The organism is Flavobacterium sp. UMI-01, from assembly GCF_019656315.1.
In the GTDB taxonomy this organism is placed as follows: Bacteria; Bacteroidota; Bacteroidia; order Flavobacteriales; family Flavobacteriaceae; genus Flavobacterium.
In genome coordinates this window covers 500,411-517,011 of sequence record NZ_BPLU01000038.1, presented here as the reverse complement: position 1 = coordinate 517,011, position 16,601 = coordinate 500,411, and the positions used below count along the sequence as shown (strand labels likewise).

At 35.9% G+C, this 16,601-nt stretch carries 7 protein-coding genes; 6 read left to right on the top strand and 1 reads right to left on the bottom strand.

The genetic code is table 11. The features are described from left to right. The 3 genes from K5R64_RS12495 (at window position 1) to K5R64_RS12485 (ending at window position 5,898) form a co-directional block, all read left to right on the top strand. A complete protein-coding gene (locus tag K5R64_RS12495; RefSeq protein WP_220763874.1) occupies window positions 1-3,090 on the top strand; it encodes a SusC/RagA family TonB-linked outer membrane protein in 3,090 nt (1,029 codons plus the stop codon). 11 nt (window positions 3,091-3,101) lie between these two features. After that, the gene (locus K5R64_RS12490) at window positions 3,102-4,859 is read left to right on the top strand and encodes a RagB/SusD family nutrient uptake outer membrane protein (RefSeq protein ID WP_220763873.1); all 1,758 of its coding nucleotides are present in this window, start codon (window positions 3,102-3,104) and stop codon (window positions 4,857-4,859) included. A 115-nt stretch (window positions 4,860-4,974) separates the two neighbouring features. Beyond that, window positions 4,975-5,898: a DUF1735 domain-containing protein gene (locus K5R64_RS12485; protein WP_220763872.1), complete on the top strand. Its 924-nt coding sequence runs from the start codon at window positions 4,975-4,977 to the stop codon at window positions 5,896-5,898. A 318-nt stretch (window positions 5,899-6,216) separates the two neighbouring features. Here K5R64_RS12485 and K5R64_RS12480 read toward each other — a convergent pair whose 3' ends face one another. Next, window positions 6,217-9,267 carry a glycoside hydrolase family 2 TIM barrel-domain containing protein gene (locus K5R64_RS12480; protein ID WP_255580375.1) on the bottom strand — a complete coding sequence of 1,017 codons (3,051 nt, stop codon included), beginning with the start codon at window positions 9,265-9,267 and terminating at the stop codon, window positions 6,217-6,219. Between the two features lie 484 nt (window positions 9,268-9,751). Between K5R64_RS12480 and K5R64_RS17230 the strand changes: the two genes are divergently transcribed. The 3 genes from K5R64_RS17230 to K5R64_RS12465 all read left to right on the top strand — a co-directional run bounded on the left by K5R64_RS17230 (window position 9,752) and on the right by K5R64_RS12465 (window position 16,496). Then, window positions 9,752-11,929 (top strand): glycosyl hydrolase, encoded by a 2,178-nt coding sequence (locus K5R64_RS17230; RefSeq protein ID WP_255580374.1) that lies wholly within the window; start codon window positions 9,752-9,754, stop codon window positions 11,927-11,929. Window positions 11,930-12,226: 297 nt separating this feature from the next. After that, window positions 12,227-13,714, top strand: a complete 1,488-nt coding sequence (locus K5R64_RS12470) for an arylsulfatase (RefSeq protein WP_220763870.1) — start codon at window positions 12,227-12,229, stop codon at window positions 13,712-13,714. Window positions 13,715-13,895: 181 nt separating this feature from the next. Next, complete coding sequence (locus K5R64_RS12465) at window positions 13,896-16,496, top strand: fibronectin type III domain-containing protein (protein ID WP_220763868.1); 2,601 nt, start codon at window positions 13,896-13,898, stop codon at window positions 16,494-16,496. Window positions 16,497-16,601: the final 105 nt, after the last annotated feature.

Below are 16,601 nucleotides of genomic sequence, written 5' to 3'. Positions count from 1 at the left end.
ATGAAAAGTACTATAGAAAATCAAATAATGAAAAATCCTAAAATAAAATTACTCTCCGTATTTTTTATTTTGATTCAATTTGGATTAAGTGCTTATGCCCAAAATCAAAAAAGGCCAAGTATAAAAGTACAATCCAAATTGGTTAACGATAAAGAACAACCCATTTCCAATGCCTTAATTGTATTAGGAGATGGATTGGTTCAAACACACACAGATGCTCAGGGTAATTTTAGTTTAGAGGCAGATGCTGAAAACATGGTACATATTAGTGCCAATGGGTATAAAGACAAAGTTATTTTGTTAAGTTCTGAAACCGTGAAAGATAAAGTGGTTATGCAAACAACACCTTTATTTGAAGGAAAACAACATACAATAGAATTGCCGGCTTATGGCAAAACGACTCAAAGAGCTTTAACTGGGGCTATAAGTAAAATTTCAGGTACTGCCTTAGAATCGCAACCCGATATTGTTTTTTCAAATGCACTGCAAGGAAGATTAGCGGGTTTGTCTGCTCGTATGACAACCAATGGTTTAGGGAATAATGTACCCAATTTGTTTGTTCGTGGGTTAAGTAGAGAGGATGTTAATGGTGCAATAACTATTGTAGATGGAGTAGAACGTTCTATTGAGTTCTTAAACGCTGAAGAAATTTTGAGTGTTGAGGTATTAAAAGATGCAACTGCTAAAATTTTGTACGGTTCTCGTGCTACTAATGGGGTGGTTTTGATAACAACCAAACGAGGAATTAAAAATACTCAGGTTATCAAAGGCTCAGTAGAATATGGTGCCAACATTACGTCAAGAAAAGCAAAATACCTAAACAGTGCGGATTATGCAACCTTGTATAATGAGGCCTTGGCCAATGATGGTTTTCCTGCAAAGTATTCTGCCCAAGATATTTTAGGCTATAGAAACAGTACAGGAGTTAATGATCTTTTGTACCCTAATATTGACCATAACAGCTATTTTTTAAATGACACGAATCCCTTTAGAAAAGCATTTTTTGAATATTCGGGAGGAACTGATGCTTCGCAATACGGAATCTTTTTAGGTTACATTGGAACGGATGGTATGGAAAAAATAGGGGATACACCTAAACAAGACCGAATCAATGTAAGAGGAAATCTTGATTTTGATGCAACCAAAAATTTGAAAGCACACATTTCAATCAACGGGATTATTGAGTCTAGAAATTGGGGTAAATTAGGTCAAGACGGTGTTTTTGGAAAAATTAATTCAGAAAGACCGAATGAATTTCCTTTAGTCATAACGGATCCTAATTTTCAAGGAGAGGGAGCTTCGTTAGGTGATGAGGTGATTCCGCCTCTAGGAGGTTCTTTTGAAAATCCTACCAGTCTTTATGGGGATTTAATGTATGGTGGATACCAAGAAAATGTTTTCTTTTATGGGCAAACAAATTTTGGTTTGGATTATAATTTAAATCAGCTTGTTAAAGGGTTGTCTATAGCCACTAATCTTAGCTTTGATAACTATCAATCGCATACTGCCGACCAAATTAGTAATCCAATACGATATGCTGTTCAAAAAGGGTTTGATGTCAATGGTGATCCTGTTGTAAGCTATACACAATTAAACAAAAGAATTATTGAAAGAAATAGAACCGAAAGAGCGAGTAACATCACTAGAGCTTTAGGATGGACATCTAATTTGAAGTACAGTACTTTGATTAACAAAGACCATAAATTGGATTTTGATTTGTCTTACTTCTATTATCTAAATCAAGATACCGGTAGATTTCAAAATATAGACAATTCGAATACGTACTTAAAAACGAATTATAGTGTAAAGAATAAGTATTATTTAGAATCTACGATTGCCTTAATGGGAAGCAATAAGTTTGCTAAAGAAAACAGACACTTTTTAGCTTCATCACTTGGTTTAGCTTGGGTATTGAGTGAAGAAAATTTCTTGAAAGATAGTAAATGGGTTAACTTCCTTAAATTAAAATCAAGTTATGGGGTGCTAGGGTATGACAGTGCTACTGATTTTTATTTGTATGACACAAGATATTACAGAAATGGAACTTTTAATCTTGGGGAAAGAAATATTACTCCTGCCGTACCAAGAACAGGTTTAAACAATTTTGGTAATCCTAACTTGCTTTGGGAAAGAGCAAAAGATTTCAATGTAGGTGTCGAAGGGTCATTGTTCAAAAACACATTACAATTTGAAGTAAACTATTTTAACGAAAACAGAGACCGAATTATTTTCAATAATCCAGCTTTTTACACTTCAGTTAATGGAGGTTTAAATACACCACAAAATGTGGGAGCTGTTGAAAATAATGGTGTTGACGGAAGCGTAAATTGGTTAGGCACAATTGGTGATTTAAAATTAAATATTGGTGCCAATTTCTTATACACTAAAAACAAGGTAAAAGCAACCAATCAAGCGCAATTTCCGGATACGTACTTAAACGCTGTTGGGAATTCTTCAGATGCTATTTTTGGATTTGTTTCTAATGGTTTGTTTAAGACGCAACAAGAAGTAGATAATGCTCCTTTTCAAGCTTTAGGGGAGTATGGAGTAGGAAATGTATCGTTTAAAGATTTGAATAACGATGGCGTTATCAATGAGCAAGACAAAACCGTTATAGGGAATAGTTTTCCTAGAACAACATTAGGATTTAACTTAGATGCTAAATACAAAGGTTTTGGATTGTCAGTATTAATGACTTCTGAAATGGGAGTAGATATCATCAAAAACAATGCTTATTTTAGGAATAGTGGAGAAGGGAAGTATTCTGTTTTAGCAACAGATAGATTTCATCCTATAAATAATCCTAATGGTTCACAGCCTATCTTGACCACATTAGATTCCTCTAATGATAATCAAGTATCAACTTTTTGGATGGAAAATGCTTCATTTTTAAGATTAAAGAATACAGAATTTAGTTATTCATTTTCAAATGATTTGTGGACTGTAAAAACGGTAAAATTCTTTGTTAGAGGGACCAATTTATTTGTACTATCTAATGTAAAAGGATTAGACCCAGAAGTGCCAAATTCAGGTGTTAATAATTATCCTTTGTTCAGAACTATAACTGGTGGTGTAACCTTAGGATTTTAAAAAAAATAAAGATGAAAAATAAATATATAAAGTTAATAACAGTAGTATCAGTATCGCTACTTGTATCTTGTGCTTTAGAGCCTGAAATAGATAATACATTTAACGAAGATTTTGCTTTAACATTACCTGAAAACACAGAAGGTTTTTTAATGAATGCTTATGCAAATCTAGCTAATACCGCTGTTTCAGATTACGGAAATGAATTTTTGGACGCAGCTACTGATAATGCGGTTACCAATAATTTTGCAGGTAGCATTTATAAAGTGGGTACCGGAAGTTTAACGCCCAATACCAATCCTATAGGTTCATGGGATAATGCTTATACGCAATTTAGAAACATCCATTTGTTTTTGGAACATGGATTGGGTGATAATGTGAAATATGATTTAGTTTCACCAGCCAATGATGCGCTTAAAAAGAAAAACTTGAATGGAGAAGCACATTTTTTACGTGCTTGGTGGGGGTTTCATTTGTTACAAGCCTATGGTGGTAAAACAGTTGATGGTCAAGCCTTGGGGTATCCAATTGTGTTACGTACTTTGACAGAGGAAGAATCTAGAGATTTAAAATCAATCAAACGCAATACGTATGAAGAATGTGTAGCGCAAATCATTAGTGATTTGGATGTTGCTATCGCAAACCTTCCGCTTCAATATACAGGTACAAGTCCTATTTTGGGAATAAGTCAGTTAGGTAGAGCCGATAAAAAAACGGCTATGGCTTTAAGATCAAGAGTTTCATTGTATGCAGCTAGTCCTGCGTATCAGCCCAATTCCATCACAACGATTACCGGAATGGGACAGTTTACGGTAAACAATACAACGGCCTATATCAATAAATGGCGTACCGCTGCGATTCATGCACAAGAAGCTATTACTACAATTGGCGCTTTTTCAAGCTTAAAAGCAACTGATTTTAATAGCAATACCACTCCACCGGAGTTTATATGGAGAAGTTTTTTCACAAGTTCCCTTTTGGAAAACTTAAATTATCCAGTAAACGAATTTGGTCAAGCTAGAACAGGACCTTCACAAAACTTAGTGGACGCTTTTTATACTAAAAATGGTTTTCCAATCACCGATTCACGTTCAGGTTATGACCCGAACAATCCTTATGCTAACAGAGATCCAAGACTCTATTTGAATGTACTTCATAACGGAAGTGATTTTAATAATAGACAATTGGAAATTTTTGAAGGAGGAAAAGATTCTAGATCTAAAGTTCAAGGAAATACCAGAACAGGGTACTATGTTAGAAAATGGTTGTCATTAACGCCAAATTTAAAAGATGTTAATGCTCCAAGTACAGACAGACATTACAATCCTTATTTTAGAAGAACCGAAATGTACTTAAACTTAGCCGAAGCAGCAAATGAAGCGTATGGACCAACCGGTTTAGGTGATGGAGTGACTCAAACAGCGGTTGCAATCATAAAAAGTATCCGTACCAATGCCCAAATTACAAGCAATACGTATGTAGATGAAGTGGCTGCAATGGGGAAAGCTGCTTTTAGAAAATTAATTCAAAATGAACGTCGTTTAGAGCTGGCTTTTGAAAACCATAGGTATTTTGATATGAGAAGATGGGTATTGCCTTTAAATGAGGTAGTACAAGGGGTAAAAATTACTAAGAATCCTGATAATTCATTGACTTATAATAAAATAGATGTAGAGGCTAGAAACTTGAATGATATTAAGTATTATTATGCGCCACTACCTTATGCAGAATTAGCAAAAAGCCCTAATTTAGTGAATAATATCGGATGGTAATTCGTATCAAACAAATACAATAGATTATGAAATGGGCATGACTCAAAATTTGGTCGCAAATACCAATGATGATATGCGAATTACATATGACTAAAAAAACAATAAATATCAACTTATGAAAAAAATAATAGCCATGCTTGGACTAATAAGTTTTCTTATTACTTCTTGCGAACCTTATGAGGATTTTACTGGAGACTTTGATAAAACAATTGTCTATTTTGGAACTCAAAAACCTTTGAGAACAGTAGTAGCCTATGACGAAATGAAATTTAAAGTAGGAGTTACTTTTGGTGGTAAAAGAAGCAATGACAAAGAAGAATTTGCAGATTTTGTGGTAGATCCTACTTTGTTAACAACCGTTGCCGGTGCCAATGCGTTTACATTATTGCCACAGAATTATTATACGTTGAGTAATTCTAGCAAAATGGTGATTCCTGCAGGAAGTTTTATAGGTGATGTTACAGTGACACTTAACCGAGATTTGTTTACAGCTGATGCTGGAGCCATCAATAATACTTACGCTTTACCTTTGAAAATCACCAATACTTCTCTTGATTCCATTGCTTCAGGAAGTAAAGATGTAATTGGAAATGTAATTTTAGAACCACGTGATTATACTATAGTGGTTGTGAAATATATCAGTCCTTATACGGGCACTTTTTATCATAAAGGAGTTCAAAAAGAACTAGATGCCAATGGCGCTGTGGTTAATGAGGTGGTGTACAGTAATAGTGATTTGATTAAGAATACTACTTGGGATATAAAAACCATTGACAGAAATTCGGTTAGAACCCCAGGAATCGGAACTTTTACCAATCAAAATTTTGCTATTAATGTAAACGAATCGGATAATACCGTTACTATTGATTCGCCAAGTGCGGGAGTGACTAACCTTGTAGGAACAGGTAGTTATAACAAAACGACTAGAACTTTTTCTTTGCAATATAGTTTTACTTTAGGTGGAAAAAAATATCAAGTGACGGATGAATTAATTGTAAGAAGACCGCCAGAACAAGATTTAGTTTTTGAAACTTGGTAGATGCGCTTTGGAATAATTTGATATAAAAGAATAGCCCCTATATGGAAAACAACCATGTAGGGGCTTTTTATTTTTTGATAAAAGAGTGCTCAACATAAAAAGCACTATAAGTTGTATCCTAATTACAGACCTTGAAAAAGGGAGTCCTAAAGGTTTTCTGGGGGTGAAATATAAAAACATACTCATTATTGAGTTCCAGTTTAAAACAAAAAACAGCAAAGACGAAACGGCAAAATGTTTGGGAGAGTGCTTTTTTATCTATTAAAAAAATGCTCCGATATTTATCGAAGCCTTAATAATGCCTTAGTTTTGAGAACTTTAATTCAGTCTAATCTCATCGATATAAAGCCCTTTGTCGTTCAAGGTTTCGATTACAATGGTATTTGCACCACGTTCTATTTTGATAGGGATTTTTACCGTATTCCATGAATTTCCTTTGTGCGCTGTATTGGGTAAAAACAGTTCTTTTTGGGCTAGTTTACCATTTACCGTCAGTTGAATAGCAGTTCCTGTAGCTTGCTCTATTTTGGCACTGTAACGAATGTGTAAATCGGCATTTCCTGCGGCACCATCGTTTTCTTGGTACCAAGACACTGCAGCTCCTTTTTTATCTAAACTCACAAAGCCATTCCCGTTGAAATTTTCTCCTTTGGATAGCACAGTGGCGTTTTTAAGGGTAGCCTCTTCGGCTTGCTCGCCTATGGGACCGTTATCAGCCATCGGTTTGTTCCAAGTAAAGCCTTCGTTTGGACCAAAAGCTTCTTCTAAAAGTTGCGTTGGTTTTCCATCAACAACCAAGAGTGCTTTTACCGTAGTTTCAGGTTGAATGGCAAAAGCTTCCGTATAGCGAGCGGACTTTTGAGTGGGAATTTCACCGTTTGTAGTATAAAAAAGTTCAATTTTAGGTTGGATTGCATTTCCTCTTAAATTGAGAATTTGGGTATCAATACTCACTTTGTTGGAAGTAATTGATTTCTTTTCGCCTAAGATGCAACTTGCTACTAAATTTATGTCTCCTGACGGATTTGTTGAGGTAATATAAGCACGAGTCAATCCATAAAACGCTTTGCGGTGGTTAGGGCCTACGTGCTGTTCTACATCAACTGGACTTCCGTTGTCTAAGGCTTTTATTTTACCATCACCTATAATAGTAAAATAGGTTCGGTTTTCGCCATAAGGATAAAAAACACCTTTGTCATCGGTTGTGGTGACACGCACTTGTACGATATCGTCTGTTTTATTTTCAAGTGGTTGTCCGTCAATGGATAATTTGATTTTAGCAGGGGCAGTAGCCGATTGAACAATTTCTTCCGAAACTTTTTTGCCAGCTTTGTATCCAACGGCTTTCAGAGTCCCTGGTTTCCATTTGACCATCCATTGGCATTGCATGGATTCCCATTCTTTACCTGGTTTTTGTTTGCCTAAAGAAGTGTTGTTGAAAAATAATTCCACTTCATCACAATTAGAATACACCCAAACAGGAATTGCAGTACCTAGTTCCATTTTAGGATGGGTCCAATGTGGTAAAATATGCACCATAGGAGTTGTGGTCCACTGGCTTTGGTACAAATAAAACAAGTCTTTTTCAAAATTAGCCAAATCAATAGCGCCACCCATAAAAGCCCTAAACGGCCATCCTCCATGAACATAACCCGCTTCGCCAATATAGTCGTGACCTGTCCAACGAAACGAACCTGCATAAGCGGGAATGTCTCTCAATTGGGCAATGTTTAAGCGTGAAGAAACACGAACCGTAGCATTGTCATAACTCGAATTGAAAATTTGTTTTCTGTTTTTTCTGTTAGCATCTTCTATCCAATCATTAGTGAAAATTTCTTTATCGGTCAAGTCGCCAATCGCATAGGGTTTTTGGCTTTTGTTTGGGAATCCATCTCTAAACCAAGTTTTAGTTCTATAAAAACCTCTTACTTGCCAAGTATGCGTATTTTCGGTTCCTATGAATACTTTTCCTTTTTGGTTGGCTTCAAGATTTTCTAAATAGCCTTTCTTTTCGCTGCTTCCATTTACTCCTAAAACATTCATGTATTCTGAGCCCGAATGTCCAGAAGTCACTGGTCGGGTAGGGTCTAAGCTGTTACAAGCGGCTACTAAATCTTTTGCAATAGCTCCATTGGTTTCATTACCCACACTATAAATCACGATTGAAGGGTGGTTTCGATCTCGTTTAATCCAATCGGTTAAATCTTGTTTCCACCATTGGTCAAAATGATGCGCACCATAATCATTGGCCGCTTTTTTAGACCAACCATCAAAAACTTCATCCATTACCAACATCCCCATTTCATCACAAATGTCATAAAATTCAGGTGTTTGTGGATTGTGTGCCGTTCTGATGGCATTTACACCCATAGCTTTCAATTGTTGGATTCTAAAACGTAAAATTTTATACGGAACAGCAGCACCTAATGCTCCCGCATCTTGGTGGTTACATACGCCTTGTAGTTTTACATTTTTACCATTTAACCACATTCCTGTTTCGGCTTTCCACTCAATATCACGAACACCAAATTTTGTTTCAACCACATCAACCACCTTGTTTTTAAGTCGTAATTCGGTTTTTAGTGTGTATAAATAAGGCGTTTCTACAGACCAACGATTCGGGTTTTGAATGTTTAATTCAGATTTGACAGCCGTTTTTTGGTCCTTTTGTATGCTATTTTTAGTTGTAGCGACCACTCTTCCTTGGTTATCTATAATAGAAGTTATTAAAGTTGCGTTTTTGAATTTTGAATCCTTTATAAAGTCGGTTTCAACTAAAACTTTGTTTCCCTGCGTTCTCACAAATAGGCCGTCTCTGGCTATATGATTGTTGTTTTTTATATCAATCCAAGTATGGGCATAAATTCCGCTCCCCGTGTACCAGCGTGCCGAGGGTTGTTTGTCATTGTCCACACGAACCGCAAAAGTGATCGTATTTGATTCTTGAACGATTTCGCTAATATCGTAAGCAAATGAAATCCAGCCGTAAGGTCTTGTTCCTAATTCTTTTCCATTTGCCCAAACGGTACTGTTCATAAAAACACCATCAAAGGCAATTTCCACCTGCTTTCCTTTCCAATCCTTTGGGACGTTAATTGTTTTTCGATACCAACCAAAACCAGCAGGCAAATAGCCACATTGCGCTCCCATGGGATTGTTCTCGTTGTAGGCACCTTCAATACTCCAATCGTGTGGGAGGTTTAAAATGCGCCAAGAAGCGTCTTTATAGTTAATTTGTTGTGCACCTGAAACATCTTCTTGGATAAATTTCCAATCGGCATCAAAATTAATACGTGCTCTTGTTGAAGTTTTAGATTGGCTATAACTTTTGGAACTGAATAGCAATAAAGAGAGGTATGCTACTAGCACTAAATTTAATTTTTGGGTGAAAAAACGATTGTTTTTAATCATGGTTATAATGTAGTTAACGGTATTTGTACCAAATATAGTCTGTTTGCTATTTCCAATCTTTCCAAAAACTACCTATAAATGTTGCAAAAAGAGATTTGTATTCCGTTGCAATGAATAACAAAGGGTTGGAATTAATTTTTTTGGTTAAAAAAATAACGGTAAGTAACATTTGCCTCCTACGTTAAGAAATTTTCAAACTTAAATCGAGCTTTAACAATTTGCATAGAGGGTTGCTTAATTTTTTTTCAACAGCAATAGACCTAGAGTTTATTGCTGTTTTTGTTTTTTAGGAACTTCCATAACGAGCTGATTAGCAACAAATGTATCCATGTTTTGAGATGCATAAACAAGAGAAAAATCTTTAATTTGACCTGAACCAAAATTGATTAGAGGTAAATTTTTACCATCTAAAAAAATCCTAACTAACTAAAAACCAAAATACATGAAGAAAAAAATACTTTATCTAATCGTACTACTTTTTAGTATCAACAACTTTGCTCAAACTAGTCAATGTGGAACTGTCATTAATCAAACTTTTGATACTGCTGGTGCTTTACCTACTGGCTGGACTGAATACAATACTTCTGGGCGTGTGAGTGTGGATGCAGGAAGATTGAAATTGGATTACACAACAGATAAGCCAGCAGTATATCATACTTTTGATGCGGTTACGGACAATTTCTCCTATTCTTTCGATGTGGCGGCAACTCGAAATTATGTCAATTGTAATATGAATTTAATGTCGTCCACTGGGAAATATCTGGGCAGTATTACTTTTGCTTTAAACAATAATTTGAGTTTTCAGTATGCCAGTACGATGGTAGATGGAATACCTAGCGGCTATACAGGGAGTTTAATTCCTTCTAATTTTGTTACCAATACCACTTATTCCATTTCTTTAAATGCTGATTTTGCCAATCAAAAAATTAATTTTTACTACAATGGCGTGTTAATGGCAGCGGATGTTCCTTTTTTAGAGACTACACAAGATATCGCAAAAATTGACATTCAGCTGAATTATATGTACAACAATGAAGGGCGTTTCTTTTTTGATAATTTTTCCCTTGTAAGCGGAGCAGCCAATCGGTTATTGCTTGGAACTAATCTAACTACTGCCGAAAATTTGATTGCCTCAGCCGTTATAGGGGATAAATACAATCAATATCCACAGTCGGCTGTAGATGCTTTTCAGTTAGCCATTGATAGTGCAAAAGCCATACTAGCAGATTGTAATAGTTCTTCAAATACTATTGATAATTCTATTACTGAACTTCAAACGGCACAAGATGTTTTTGCTAATTCACGCGTTAATAATCCGGTTCTCAAACTGTACAATGGCTATAATTTTACAGGTGAGGAGCACGAAGTGTATTGTGGTTATTACAATGGCGGTTTGGGTGCATACGAAGATTGGGCGGTTTCTTTTACCTTAGAAAAAGGATACATGGCTACTTTTGCTCAGGATATCAATGGATTAGGTGTGAGTAAAGTATATGTTGCACAGGATAGCGCTTTAGAAATAAACTTACCTGCTGATTTGCAACGTTCTATTTCATTTATACGTGTGAGTCCTTGGTATCCAGTAGGTAAAAAAGGAAGTTTAGGAGATGTAAAATGGTCTTCGGCTGATAATTATAATACCACTTGGTATTATAACTGGGGATTGGTACCTACAAATCAAACTTCAGCAGCGCAATTTGTTCCCATGGCTTGGAGTAAATCAGATAATTGGACCTCGCTCGAGAAGATGGAGGAAATCGGAAAAAATATGTCGTTTAATCATCTCTTAGCATTTAATGAGCCTGATAACTCCTCACAATCGAACATGACAGTAGCACAAGCTTTGGAGGCTTACCCTAAATTATTGGCTTCGGGGCTTAGACTAGGAGCGCCTGGTGTTGAGAATATAGATTATAGTGCAACAAATGATTCGTTTAATGAAGATTCCTGGATTAAAGAATTTATGGATGAATGTGTAGCACGTGGGTACCGTGTGGACTTTATCCCAGCTCATGATTATGTGCGTCGTTCAAAGGCTACGTTCATCGAACGTTTCAAAGGTCTTCATGACCGATATAATTTGCCAATATGGGTGACAGAGTATAATTATGGAAATCCAAATATGGGTTCTGCAAATCTTACCGTTGAACAAGGATATACCAATATAAAAGGCTTAACAGAAGCACTTGAAGAGTCAGATTTTATTGAACGTTACAATTGGTATTATTTCTTTGGAGCTTCCTCAGGTATTGGGGGTATGACCAATGGCGAACTGAATATCACAGGACAATTCTATCGCGATTTAGCTTCACCCGCTCCCTCATATACCCAACAAGTGTATGCGCAAGGGCCATTATTGTCGGTGGATGCTAATTCAATTTCGTCAAAAATTTTAATCTATCCTAGTTTAGTGACCGATGGTGTTTTGAATTTAGTTTATTCGGATGGTGAAAAAAATAGACCGATAGTGTTTAGCATTTATAATACGAATGGGCAACTAGTTAAAAAAGGAACTGAATATAAGCGTAAAATTGATGTTAGCAACCTTTCTACTGGAGTGTATTTTGTTAAAATAGCTTCTGATTTGGGGAACTTTGAAGGTAAAATTATCGTTCAATAAGATTTAGGTTTTGTCTATCAAAACTGTTTTTTTGGAATAGGAGAAGTGCCTTGTAAAAATGTTTTTCTTCCTTGTTTAAACAGAAAGTGGAGGATGAAAATAGATGAAAATTAGGTGTACTGAGGTTCAAAAAAGTGCAAAAATAGTCCAAAATGAGGGGGATGTGACATTTGTAGGGTGTAATTGAGAATTATAGAACGCTAGAGGAATGTACTTTTGGATGAGTTAATGAATCAATTTTTTCAAGCTTAATTTTTCAAATGCGAAGCGTTAAGTTTTAATTTAATTTTAAATCGAATGGCCCAAATTTCAAACCGATTGATAATTTTATTTTTCACCTTTTCTTTGGTGTCTTGTAATTTTTTTAAAGAAAAAAATCAAGAGGCACAAAAAGAACATACAGATGAAAAAATTCAGAAACCCAACATTATTTATATCCTTGCCGATGATTTAGGATATGGTGATTTAAGTTCGTATGGTCAAGAAAAGTTTAATACTCCTAATATTGACAAGCTAGCTTCTCAAGGGATGTTATTTACTCAGTTTTATTCAGGAAGTACCGTTTGTGCGCCCTCGCGTTCCGCACTTATGACAGGAATGCATACAGGACATACTTTCATTAGAGGAAATAAAGAAATTCAGCCCGAAGGTCAGTTTCCTATTCCAGATAATACGAATACATTGGCGGAACTTTTAAAAGAAGCGGGTTATGTTACTGGGGCTTTTGGAAAATGGGGATTGGGTTTTCCTGGTTCAGAAGGAGATCCTGTTAATCAAGGTTTTGATGTTTTTTATGGCTATAACTGTCAGCGTTTAGGACATAAATATTATCCTGAACATTTATGGTCAAATCGAGATTCTATTGTTTTGAATGAAAATAAAAATTTTGCCAATAAATTATATGCACCTGCTTTAATTCATGAAAAAACAATCCAATTTATTGAGCAAAATAAAGACAAGCCATTCTTTGCTTATGTAGCCTCTATTATTCCGCACGCCGAATTAGTAGCTCCCAAAGAGCAAATGGAAAAATACAGAAACAAATTTTTGCCAGAAAAAGCATTTGATGGAAAATTTACGAAAGAGGAATTGAGAAATGGAGGTTATATGCCACAAAAAGATTCACATGCCGCTTTTGTTGCTATGATTGATTTATTAGACAAACAAGTAGGGGAGATTATGAATAAAGTAAATGAATTGGGTATTGCAGATAAAACCATCATCGTATTTACATCAGATAATGGACCTCATGCCGAAGGGGGGGCTGATCCAGAATATTTCAATAGCAACGGACCATTCAAAGGGGTAAAACGTGACTTATACGAAGGAGGTATTCGAGTGCCCATGATTGTAAAATGGCCACAAAAAATCAAAGCAGGTGCAAAATCTGATTTGGTATGTGCGGCTTGGGATGTTTTTCCAACAGTTTCAGACTTATTAGGTCTTAAAACACCAAAAGGTTTAGACGGTATTTCTCTTTTACCAGAATTATTAGGGAACAAACAAGAACAAAAACAACACGAATATTTATACTGGGAATTCCATGAAAAAGGCGGTCGTCAAGCAATACGAATGGGCAACTGGAAAGCAGTTAAATACAATGTGTTTAAAAAGCCAAATGCTCCCATCGAATTGTATGATTTGTCAAAAGACAAAGGAGAAACTAACAATGTAGCAGCTCAAAATCCTGAAATTGTAGAAAAAATGAACGGACTTTTAAAAACCGCAAGAACCGAATCGACAGTGTTTACCTTTAGTCAAAAAACTTTTTTAGGCGTAGATTAATAAATATAAAATGAAATCGCAATTAAATAGAAGTTTGCGTAAGCAAATGAAATTCGCTGAACACATATAAAAAATATTAACTCAGTGAAGCAAACACAAATGAGTAAAAGGGCGACCCGAGCCATAGCGAACTGGCGAAGCATAACATATGTGACCGCTTAAAAAATTAAAATTTACACATATGAAATTCAGAACGATAACTTTAGTTTTCCTTTTAACTACATTTTGTAGTTTGATTTTTGCTCAAGGGAAAGCAGTAATCCATATCGATACACATAAAGGACACCCTATAAAAATAGGCGCTAGTGGCTTTAATGTTCGAATAGCCGATAAAAGTTGGAGCTATTTGCATCCTGATTTTAGACAGGCTGTACACGATTTAAAACCGGGTTGGCTTCGTTATTTTTCAGGGACAATGGGCGATGCTTTTAATAGTGCTACCGGACTTTACGATATTGATTATGCAATGATGTTTGATCATCCCGAATCCTATCTTAAAGGCTACCGATTTACCAAAATCAAAGAGCCACATCGCATTACCGATTTGTATGATTTGTTGAGTGAAATCAATGGGAAATTAGTTATTACGGTCAATGGTTTTACCGAAACACCTGAAATGACACTAGAGTTGGCTCGTTTTTGCAAAAACAACAATATCCAAGTGGCGACTTGGCAATTTTGCAACGAACCGTATTTTTATGTGCCTCACAGAGAACGCTATTGGTGGAACAACGGCTACGATTATGCTGCCAAAATGAAGCCTCACGCCGATGCGATTAAATCTGTTTTTCCAGATGCTTTCCTAGCTCTAAATAATACTTGGGATGGAATTTGGGGCTTTATGAAGGAAATAAATAGTTACCAAAAAGAGCAAGGAGCGTATTGGAATGTATTTTCGAAACACTCTTACGCACCGCATACTGGAAAAAAAGAAACGGTTGATGCCGCTTATAGAAGAGCCAATACCAAGTTATTAGAAGCGACTTCGCCAGCTGCGATGAAAGAAATCGAAGACTATACTTGGAAAGACGTTCCCATGGTCATCACCGAGTTTGGGGTTTGGAACGCACCAATCAACGGAATTTATTCGAGTGTTTATAATATTGAATACGTGATGCGTCAATTGCAACATACCAATACGTGGTATGTGGCAGCTCATGAAGTAAGCAATAAATACATGCCTGAAAAAAATATTAATAAACAAATTGAAGAAGCCTTTAAAAATGGGACAAAACTAAATACTGATGCTATCCCTACAGGAATAGACAAAACCTTGGAAGGGAAAGCTTTCGAAATTTATAATGAGGTGACCAATCATGCTGATTTTATTTTTGATTCAAATGTTACTGCAGGATTCACCGCTCCAGGGTTAAAAAACGCGGTTGAAACGGCCTTTTACACGCAAGCTTATCGTGGAATAAATGGGTATGATTATTTGGTTTTCACCAATAGATCAACGCAATCCAAAGATTTTGCAATTGAGATTGATGGTGTGCCGTTGGACAAAAAAATAGAGGTTAAATACATTACGGCTCCTGATTTGTCTGTTCAAAATACGGATATCCAGAAAACCACTTTTACTTCTGGAAAAATCAATATTCCGCCTTTGAGTGTGTCGGTGGCCAAATGGCCTTCAAAATTGGTGACCAAACCTGCCATTCCTACTATTTATAAGGGAGAAGTTATAGCCGAAGGAATCAAACTCACTTGGGGAGCTATTGAAAATGTCACCCAATACACGATTTTTTACGGAAAAGAGGCTACTAATTTGAACCAAAAAATAACCGTTAAAGGAAATGCGCCCAATACTCTTGAAATTAAAAATCTAGATAAAAATGCGGTTTATTATTTCAAAATCAATGCTGAAAATAAAGTGGGTGTAAGTGATTTTTCGAACCTCATTAGTTTAAAAACCGCCACTCCTGAAACTCCTGAAATATTCAAAACAGCTAGACGCAATACTACGGCTACTGTTTTTTGGAAAAGTGTCGCTAATGCCACGGGTTATACCTTAAAATATATAAATACCAAAACGGGTAAAGAAACTTTGGTGGAAACCCATAATGTTTTTGGATTTAGAGTGGAAGATTTAGAATATCAGGTACCGTATCAAATTTCGGTTGCTGCTTATAATGGCGTAGGTTTAAGTTCGTTTTCAAAACCCACAACGGTTCTTTTATCTGAGAAAGTTCCTTTGAGTCCTCGTAATGTTTCGGCAATAAAAGAGGCTGACGGTACGATAACGGTAAAATGGATTGCTCAGGATTCGGTACTTCCAGAAACCACATATAATGTGTATCGCGGAGAGCAATTGCATCAGTATCAAAAAATCGCTACTGGCATCAAGACTTTTACTTATACTGATACTTCAGTCGAAAAAGACAAGGTTTATTTCTATACGGTAAAGGCCGAAACTTCGGCAGGCGAAAGTAATTTTTACCCTAATACAGCCACTTTGTTAAAAACAGACCAAGAATATTCGATAGAAGTACAAACGATTGAAAAGCAAAAAGACGGATATCTGTTCAAAGTCGACTTTAAAAATATTTTATTGGATGGTGAGTTCAGCTATGGATTAAAATTAGAAAACATCTCGTATTTAACCGTTGAAGAGCAATTGATAAAAGGAACTAATTTGTCTCAAAATTCAAAAACATTCGAAGTTTTTGTACCCAATACGGAATTAGCTAAAAAGTCTAAATACGCTATAAAAGCCTTTATTAATACGAATGGGAAAAGTCTTTTTAGTAAGCTACCGAATAAAAATATCGAGACGGAGTAAGTTTTAAACTGCGGTGAAAAAATAGTCATTAAGGGAACAAGTAGTAAAATTTAAGTAGTATGGATAGGCTCTTGATGACTCAAAATAGGAAAACCATTTAGCCTG